Raw genomic sequence first — 8,414 nt, 5'->3', positions numbered from 1 at the left:
TCCTGGGCAGCGGCGGATTCCAAAACAAACTACACCCCCAATTATGAAGAGCCCTCAAAGAAGCGAAACGTTTCCTAGAACTCAGAAGAGTCCAGCACACGTGTGCTGGACTCTTTCCTTCAACTGACTGACTGGACCCCTAAAGGAAAAGTTGGCCGGATCCTTAGACGAAGAGAATGAGGAAGATGGCGAGGAGGGCGAGCGCGAAAGTCCACACCACCCACCCCCACATGGCGAGTGGGAAACGGGACTCCTGCGGTTCCACGACTTCCGTGTCGGTAATGAGCATGGTGGGGCGGGCCGGTTGGTACAGGTCGCTCAAGTACTCATCCATGGGGCGCACGGGCTGGGCGGGCTGGGCCTGTTCGCCCCTGACTGGGCCGAGGTTGACGGGCGGCACGACTTGGGGCTGGAACCGGTCTCGAGGCTGGGCATTCATGCGAGCTCCATCAGTGTGTCGGTGTCTCCGGAGAACAGCAGGTTCACCCTGAGATACCCTCCATCAGGAACCGTCTCGGGGATCTCGAAGTACACCCATCCGTCATAAACGTATGCCGTTGCGCTCTCATCGGAGAGGCATCCGGTTCCGCAGTAGTGTTCGGAGAACTCTTGACCGCCGGGGCTGATGTAGTAGAAGAGGAACGCTTCATCTACCGGGGTGTAGTTCATGTAGTTCGTCGTCACTTCGAGACGAACACCCAGGTACCTCATGCCCTCAGCTGGACGGGTCATGCTGGTTTGGGCGGCCACCTGATCATCAGCGTCCCACACGATGTCCTGGACGTTCAGGTCCCACGGAACATCATCGACTTCCCCGTGATAGGTCTCGGAGCTCGTGAGCAGATCCATGTCCCGGTACGTGTCGTGGAGCTGAGGATTGAAACCTTCGGAGGACGAGTCAAGGCTCGAGGGGCTCGCCGCGACCCACACGAGAATGGCGCATGAGAGAACCGATGCGCCGATTGCGGACCAGGCCCACCAGGGCAGGACACTGCGATCCCGGTAGTGTTCGAGCGATTCGGCCGGTGCGGAACCCTGTGTCTGCTGGCGTTGCGGCTGATTCACGGGAGCGTGTTGAACATGGGCTGGTCGAGGCGCCTGCCCGTACGGCTGTCCGCCCTGGAACTGCTGGCGCTGGGGTTGCTGCTGTGGAGGTGTTGCGAACTGTTGCGGTGGCATGGTTCCCAGAGCGGGAGCCCAGTAGCCAGCGGGGGCGACGTTGCCGCTTGGTGCGCTGTATCCACTGGGTGCGCTCGGTGCACTGGGACCGCTGGGACCACTCACCGGGCCCACGGGAATCGTGCCACCCTGCGCGGGAGGGCCGGGTGCGAAGTCCGCTCCTGAATTGCTTGCACCTTCTGACGAGGGAGCGTGGACGGCGTTGTCCGAAGCTTGCGGGGCTATGGGTGCATCGGGATCGCGTGGTTCAGTTCCGATTGGGCTCTGGTCGGCTTGGCCGATGTTGTGAGCATGCGAATCGGAGGGATCATCCCCCTCGCCTGCTGGGCCGTGAATATCGGGATCCCAGGTATCCGCATCGCCTTGTGTCACTCAACCATTCCTTTCACTACCTCAGAGTAGGTCGGCATCGCATTTGATGCACCTATCTCCCTGGGGAGTGCTTCACACGATCTGGAGAATGAAGAACATGATGGCGGCACCGATGCCGATCGAGGCATAGAACTCGACCGCGGAACTAAATGGGGCGCGCTCGAGTGGTGCGCGGCGGGTGGGCAGGGCCGGCGCCCTGTTCGAGACCAACTTCGGGTTCTTGGCCCACCTCTCCATCAGCTCACGTTGCTCATCGGTGGCGGGTGCGGTCACGAGGTCACCGAGGCCGGGTTCGACCTGGCGGAGAGCCATGATGGTGCCCGGCTTGATGTCGATGGCCGGTTCCTTCGTTTCGGAGGTCGACACAACCACGGAACGGAAGTCCGCGCCGTCGAGTGGACGCACCACGACAGGACACATGATGCCCTTGTTCCGGGTCGTCCGCTCCAGGATCGATTCGTCCGTGCCAATCACCTTGGCAACAACCGGGACAGAATTGTCGGGTTGCTTGGCCTTGACCGAACGCCACACGACCAGGCCGGCCCCAGCGATCAGTAACGCGACAACGAAGGGAAGCAGGTATCCCCACAGCGACATGTTTTGGGAGAAGAACAGGATGACAATGAGCGAGCCGATGAAGGTGCCGAAAAAGAGTCCGGAAAAGATTCGCTGAACCCGATCATGCGGTCGATCCGCTGGTACAAATCCTGCACTGGTAATGCTCGCAACAACACTCGTAGAAGACATAATGTCCTAGTTTATCCTGAGCACGTGCTTGAGTTCACGGACGGCCTTGCGGGCGCCCCAACGGGCACCAACCGTGGATGCGGTCGGACCATACCCGATGAGGTGAAGGGTGGGTTCGCCTGCAACGGCGGTTCCCGCCATTCTGATCCCGCCGTGGCGAGTCCGTAGCTTGAGCGGTGCGAGATGACGGAGTTCGGAACGGAAGCCCGTGGCCCACAGGATGAAGTCGGCCTTCCACAGCCTGCCATCGGCCTGCCGCACGCCATCGGCCTCAATCTGGGTGAACATGGGCTTGCGCTTGAATACGCCCGCTTCCTTCGCTTCGCGCACCGAATCGGTCACAAGCAAGCCTGTTGCCGCCACGACCGAGAGCGGGCGAAGGCCGGCCTCAACGCGCTTGCGCACGGATTCCTCGACCTCGAGGCCCGTGGTCAGCTTGCCACCGGTTTCCACCCAGTTGGGCTCGGTGCGGGTGTACCACGAGGTTGCCTTCGCGACGGGAGCAATCTCGGCCAGGTGCTGGGTGGCAGAAATACCACCGCCAACAACGGCGACCCTGCGGCGCACAAACTGGTTGGGGCCGCGGTAATCCTGCGTGTGCATGTGGATGCCAACGAATTTCTCCTGACCCGGATAATAGGGCAGGAATGGCCTGGTCCAGGTTCCCGTGCAGTTCACAACCGCCCGAGCATGCCACGTGCCCGCGCTCGTTTTCACGAGGTACCCGCCTTCGGTGCGAGACACGGAGTGAGCGAGGGCGGGCCTCATGATCGGCAGGTCAAAATGCTCCTCGTAGCGCGTGAAGTACTCGGGTACCACCTGGGATGCGAGATCATCCGGTTCGTGCTCCCCGACCTTGAGGCCGGGCAGGTCCGCGATGTCGTTAATGGTGGCCATGGTGAGGGTCGGCCAGCGGTGCTGCCACGCGCCGCCGGGGCGCACCTCCGCATCCATGACCAAGTAGGTTCCGGAAATGTTCGTGCCGTCAGCAAATCCGCGCAGGCCAGCGCGGTGCAGCTCGTGTGCGACTACTAGGCCGGCCTGGCCGGCACCAATGACGAGAACATCGACGTGTCGAATATCGGACTCTTTCGGGCCCTGCTCGTTCTCGAGCCACGCTGGGCGGGTACCCCACTCGGATCCCGACGGTTTCCACGCACCCGGGACCAGGGTCGAGTTCGCACGCGGTGAGCCGCCCACACTATCTGCCAACCATGCCACCCTCTAAAGGTAGTACATCACGGGACGTGAACTTTGCAGGTGAGCGTGGTGAAATATTGATATGGATCTCCCCGCGGCACGAACGCTTGCCACCTCCCTCATGGCTCAACATGGGGTTGATTGGGACTTCAAATGGGACCGGGCAAAGAAGCGTGCGGGACAAACAAATTTCACGACTCGTACTGTCACGCTTTCAGGCCATCTCACGAAGTTGTGCACCGAGGAACAGGTCCGCCAAACCGTCCTTCACGAGATCGCGCACGTCCTTGTCGGCCCCGGTCACGGGCACGGACCCGTGTGGCAAAAGAAGGCGAAGGAAATCGGGGCGGATCCCAAGCGTTCCACCGGACCCGACTTTCCCAAGGCGCCAGCACCATGGCAGGCCACCTGCCCTGCCGGCCACGTCCACTACCGCTACCGCAAGCCCACGAGACCGGTCAGTTGCGGGCTGTGTTCACGCACCTTCTCTGAGCGTCATCTCCTCACCTGGCGCAAGGTGACCACTCAGTAACCTCCACCCTCACCTCAAGAGTGTCCGACGTGTGCTCAAGTGCTTCCGACGTGAGTTCAAAAAGGAACAGTTCGCTCACTCCCCACACTGACCAATTTCGTTGATGTAACGATGCAAATTGACGATCAAAATCTGCGCAGAAATATCGGGTGCATAGTCGAGTCCGTCAGCGTTCACCTGCTGGATGAAATGATTTGTCCACTTTTCACCATAATTCAGTCTCGGATATCACGTTCCGCAAGGTAAAATGAGTGATTATGTGACCCATCGACCTCAGTTAGGGGTGGCCAATGAAGCATCGACGCCTCGGCCTGATTTTGGCAGGCGTGCTCTTGCTGAGTTCTTGCTCCGACACGGAGGGAACAGATTCGACAACGAACTCCACGACTCCCGCTGAACCCGTGGAGTTGACGTTCCGGTTGTGGGACGAGGGAGCGGCCGAGGCTTATGCCGAGTCTTTCGATGCTTTCACTGAAGAGAATCCGAACATCACCGTCACGATAGACCTTGTTGATCCCAAGGACTACTGGGATTCGGCTCGAGGTGACTTTGATAGCGGGGGCATCGCGGACGTGTTCTGGGTGGATCGAACAAATCTGTCCGATCTCGCCACAAATGGCCACCTCGTTGAGATTGCCGACTCTGGAAATTGGTCTGAAATCCTCGTTGAGCTCTTCACCATCGAGGATGAGCTCTGGGCAGTTCCTCAAATGTGGAACTCCACCGCCCTCTACTACAACCGTGACCTGTACCAAGATGTTGACGTGTCGATCTCCAACCTCGAGTGGGCACCGGATGGTGGGGATGGCGATACTCTGCTGGATGCTGCGCTCACCCTGACCACTGATATGGATGGAAACACCGCCGGCTCAGACGACTTCGATGCGTCAAACATCGAAACCTATGGGTTTGCGGCTGACTACGAACTCCATTCGGCCTTCGTTCCTTTCCTCCTTCAGGCTGGCGGCTCCCTCCAGGACAGCGCCGGCGCCTTTGCCTTTGCAACCGAGGAGGGCGAACAGGCGGCGCAATATCTTGTCGATCTCACGCAGGAACATCACGTGTCCCCGCCCGCTGAGGATGCCTACACCGACCCGAACCACAACCAGGACCTCTTCACGAGTGGCAACCTTGTTCTCTATCAGTCGAACTCTGCTCGACTCTCGGATATCGCGGCACAGTCCGACTTCAGCTGGGGTGTGGCCCCACTCGTTGGCGGCCCCGAAGGAGAGGTCGCGGTCGTCGATGGCATTGGAGTCGCAGGCAACGCCAACTCCGACCACCCCGAAGAAACAGAACTACTCCTGAACTGGCTTGGCACAACAGGTGGCATGCAGCCACTTGCCGACAACGGCATCGGCTTCCCCGCCACGACCTCCGGCCAAGATTCCTACGTCAACTATTGGGCAAAGCAGGGCGTTGATGTCTCTGCCTTTATCGAGAGCACCCTTCACGGCGTTCCCATCACGACCCATGACTTCGACATCCATCACGCAATCATGGAGATGGAGCCGATCATTGGTCGGATGCTGAACGGTGAGATTCCGGTCGATGAGGCACTGAGGCAAGCCCAGGAAGCTGGAAACAGCGCACTCGACCTCTGAACCTAATTGAGCGTCAATACTCCTTAGGAGTTGCTCATGGAGTCGATGATCCCATCGGCTCCGCTCTCGACAACCGCGAGGGTGTCGTAGAAGCCTTCCTGCCCGCCATACCACGGGTCGGGAACATCCCACTCTCCGTCGGAGGAGTAGAAGCTCGAGTAGCTACGCTCCAGATCTCGCTCCGACAGGTACCCACCCTCACCGAACACACCATCGGGTGCGACGCTGAGCCCGGCGTCCGCATCGTACTCGCGCCACAGGTGGATCTTGGACTTGTCGATGCCGTAGCGATCCGCGAGTGCACCGAGCTGCTGTGCGTGGCCGACTGTCATGGCGAGCACGAGATCCGACTCTTCAAGATCAGCCTTGGTGACCTTACGTGCCCGCCTGCTTGGAACGTCGTAACCGGATTCTCGCAGAACATTGGCGGCGCGCCTATCGACTGGCCTGCCGTGTTCCTCGGAGGAGACACCAACCGAATCCACGTCGGCATCGATGCCAACATCGGCCAATTTCTGCCTGAGCACGATCTCTCCCATGGGAGAGCGACAAATGTTTCCTGTACAAACGACCAGAATCCGCATGTTTCGATCCTATCGGACCCGGCAGAAGGCTTCGAGGCACCTTCCCTACCAGCAAACACCCGAGCAACACCGGGCCCGCACCCAAACTAAATGAGCGCCTCCTGAGTGAGCGCCTTTGCCTCTTCCATTACTCAGGTTTCGTTACCTTCTTCCTGGATGTTTCATCGGAACTTTCGGTGGATCGGGTGAGTTTTGAAAGGTGTATTGGTGTGATGTGTGCTGTTGAGGTAGTGAGTTGTCGCGGCCTGTCACGTACTGTGTTGATCATGCGTAAAACTTCAGTAGCACTTTCACTGGCAGCACTCCTGACCCTTGCTGCCTGCGGTAGCGACGCCGAGGACACGTCGACAACCAGCAGCGCCCCAACAGAGACCACGTCTTCCACGGAGACTGAGTCCGCGACTGGAACTGAGTCGATTGCTCCCGCAACCTACGAGTGCACGGATCCGCTCGCTGGCGACCCCACTGAAGTCGACACCTACGACCTCATCGTGTGCACGACCCTAACCCTCGCTGACACAGATGGTTACGTCACCCAGTCGGAGATGACGGACAGTGGCGTGACGACACTGCGGGTGAACACGGATCCGTTCACGGTCGAGATCACCTACCCTGACGGCGTTGTTATCGTGGCTGATGCTGGCAGTGCGTGGGTGCAGCAGGATGGTGAGTGGCAGAAGGGCGACGCCACGTCAGAGGACTTCTTCATTGCTCAGGCAACCCAGGTTCTCCCCACCTACCGGAACGCTCAGAACCCCGCCATCACCACCGCTCAGATCCCAGAGGGCACCACGTACCAGGTGGAGGGCACCGAGGTTATTGACGGCGTCGAATACACGATCCTCACCGGAATGTTTGAAGACTCAGGACTGACCAGCGAGGTACGCATGTGGATCGACGACAACTACCACCAGCTCAAGTCCGTCACCACGTCTACCTACGAGGGTGAGAACCCAGTGGAGATTACGACCGAGTACCTCGAATGGGACGTCGCCCAGGACATTGAAATCCCCGAAGGCTGATAGCAAAGAATAGTGGTGTCGCAGGAGAATGTTCCTGCAACACCTTTTTGTTCCTGTTGATAGATCATGGGTCTCGCCGAGCCACGAAGAGAATCTAGAACCCATCCAGGATCCCTTGGCTCATGCGCCGAGCGGTACCTCCGCGAGCGCCTTCTCCACTCGTTTCTCCAATGCATTCTTGGGCGGCGTGAAGAAGGTGGGTTCGCGCTTTGCTCGCTGCCATGTCCCAATGACTTGCCCACCATGAACAATCGTCGGTTTGAATACTCCGTTGTTTCCAGGGCAGATGGCGTTCTGGTACTCGGGAGCAACCGTTGCCGTCCTGTCTGAGTATCCAAGGATCATCTCGTCGAAACCGGGCAACAGGTGGAGGCCGTCGGGATCTGATTCCTTCTCATCCCCCGCCCACACGTAACCATCTCGCTGCTCGAATCCCGCGGACTTCAGAACCCGATCCACGTCCCTGAGTGGCAGACTCGTCCACCACGAAATGTCCTTGCGCGTGGTTGGGGAATGGGAAAGCACGCAGCGGGTGACGATGTCATCGACGGCCTCGTCGTAGGACCGCTCTTTCATTTCCGGCACCCACCTATCGAGAAGGACGATGAGGTTCCCTTTCCCCGAAACCGGCCCCCACACGAGGATTCCCTCGAGGCTGAGGTGGAAGATCAGGTGGTAGGCACGACCTGGTCGGTCCACAACACCGGCTTCCTCCCATGCCTTCGTGAGATCGGCCCTTGTGATTCCATCCCCTACAACCTCCAGAGCGATACTTCTGGCCCGCTCTAGGACAGCCTCATCTATCCCCAGGGCCTCCCGCCTCTTGACCGTCGTTCGGAAGGTCCGCTCCCGTGCCACGACGAGGAGGTCACGAACACGGGAGGAGCTGACGACGTGAAGCGTTCCTCGCTGCGGCCACGTGCGGACAATTGCACCCGAGTTGAAGTCATCAATCACAGCCGCAACCGACTTCTCTGGAGTCCGCAACGCTATCGACGTGAGGACACCCGGCAGGTCCTGCCCCTGCATGGCACCGAAGTGGTCCACCACGTCAACGGGCGAACGCCCTTCTGTGAGGAGTTGTGTTTCGAGGCGAGTCAGAGAAATCGAAGGGCTAGCTGTACTGACCGGACAGGTTGGTTGAGGCAGTGCGATGACACGCGCTGACTTGTGA

At 59.4% G+C, this 8,414-nt stretch carries 9 protein-coding genes; 3 read left to right on the top strand and 6 right to left on the bottom strand.

Translation table 11 applies throughout. The annotated features are described in order from the left end of the window. Positions 1 to 163: 163 nt before the first annotated feature. The 4 genes from QMB98_RS00670 to QMB98_RS00655 form a co-directional block, all read right to left on the bottom strand. Positions 164 to 439, bottom strand: coding sequence for a hypothetical protein (locus QMB98_RS00670; RefSeq protein WP_371683701.1), 276 nt, complete (start codon positions 437 to 439; stop codon positions 164 to 166). Next, complete coding sequence (locus QMB98_RS00665; RefSeq protein ID WP_371683700.1) at positions 436 to 1,551, bottom strand: hypothetical protein; 1,116 nt, start codon at positions 1,549 to 1,551, stop codon at positions 436 to 438. The genes QMB98_RS00670 and QMB98_RS00665 overlap by 4 nt, the downstream gene beginning before the upstream one ends. A gap of 72 nt (positions 1,552 to 1,623) precedes the next feature. Continuing rightward, the gene (locus tag QMB98_RS00660; protein WP_371683699.1) at positions 1,624 to 2,298 is read right to left on the bottom strand and encodes a hypothetical protein; all 675 of its coding nucleotides are present in this window, start codon (positions 2,296 to 2,298) and stop codon (positions 1,624 to 1,626) included. 6 nt (positions 2,299 to 2,304) lie between these two features. Continuing rightward, the gene (locus tag QMB98_RS00655) at positions 2,305 to 3,510 is read right to left on the bottom strand and encodes an NAD(P)-binding domain-containing protein (protein WP_371683698.1); all 1,206 of its coding nucleotides are present in this window, start codon (positions 3,508 to 3,510) and stop codon (positions 2,305 to 2,307) included. A gap of 70 nt (positions 3,511 to 3,580) precedes the next feature. Here QMB98_RS00655 and QMB98_RS00650 point away from each other — a divergent pair, with 70 nt between their 5' ends. Continuing rightward, positions 3,581 to 4,030: a SprT-like domain-containing protein gene (locus tag QMB98_RS00650; RefSeq protein ID WP_371683697.1), complete on the top strand. Its 450-nt coding sequence runs from the start codon at positions 3,581 to 3,583 to the stop codon at positions 4,028 to 4,030. Positions 4,031 to 4,320: 290 nt separating this feature from the next. Further along, entirely contained in the window at positions 4,321 to 5,634 is a 1,314-nt protein-coding gene (locus QMB98_RS00645) for an ABC transporter substrate-binding protein (protein WP_371683696.1), read from the top strand. Positions 5,635 to 5,657: 23 nt separating this feature from the next. Here QMB98_RS00645 and QMB98_RS00640 read toward each other — a convergent pair whose 3' ends face one another. Then, on the bottom strand, positions 5,658 to 6,218 hold the full coding sequence (locus tag QMB98_RS00640; RefSeq protein ID WP_371683695.1) for a low molecular weight protein-tyrosine-phosphatase: 561 nt from the start codon (positions 6,216 to 6,218) through the stop codon (positions 5,658 to 5,660). A gap of 266 nt (positions 6,219 to 6,484) precedes the next feature. On the opposite strand from QMB98_RS00640, the gene QMB98_RS00635 reads away from it, so the two are divergent. Further along, positions 6,485 to 7,240, top strand: a complete 756-nt coding sequence (locus QMB98_RS00635) for a hypothetical protein (RefSeq protein WP_371683694.1) — start codon at positions 6,485 to 6,487, stop codon at positions 7,238 to 7,240. 120 nt (positions 7,241 to 7,360) lie between these two features. On the opposite strand, the gene QMB98_RS00630 is transcribed toward QMB98_RS00635, so the two are convergent. Then, entirely contained in the window at positions 7,361 to 8,287 is a 927-nt protein-coding gene (locus tag QMB98_RS00630; RefSeq protein ID WP_371683693.1) for a winged helix DNA-binding domain-containing protein, read from the bottom strand. Positions 8,288 to 8,414: the final 127 nt, after the last annotated feature.

This window comes from Flaviflexus sp., from assembly GCF_041440645.1.
Taxonomy (GTDB): domain Bacteria; phylum Actinomycetota; class Actinomycetes; order Actinomycetales; family Actinomycetaceae; genus Flaviflexus.
Note: the sequence above shows the minus strand (reverse complement) of the source record. Positions and strands in the feature narration are given on the sequence as shown.

Excerpts from the sequence above, each read along its gene's own strand:
- QMB98_RS00640 (WP_371683695.1), bottom strand. The coding sequence starts at position 6,218 with ATGCGGATTCTGGTCGTTTGTACAGGAAACATTTGTCGCTCTCCCATG.
- QMB98_RS00650 (WP_371683697.1), top strand. The coding sequence starts at position 3,581 with ATGGATCTCCCCGCGGCACGAACGCTTGCCACCTCCCTCATGGCTCAA.
- QMB98_RS00645 (WP_371683696.1), top strand. The coding sequence starts at position 4,321 with ATGAAGCATCGACGCCTCGGCCTGATTTTGGCAGGCGTGCTCTTGCTG.
- QMB98_RS00670 (WP_371683701.1), bottom strand. The coding sequence starts at position 439 with ATGAATGCCCAGCCTCGAGACCGGTTCCAGCCCCAAGTCGTGCCGCCC.
- QMB98_RS00660 (WP_371683699.1), bottom strand. The coding sequence starts at position 2,298 with ATGTCTTCTACGAGTGTTGTTGCGAGCATTACCAGTGCAGGATTTGTA.
- QMB98_RS00635 (WP_371683694.1), top strand. The coding sequence starts at position 6,485 with ATGCGTAAAACTTCAGTAGCACTTTCACTGGCAGCACTCCTGACCCTT.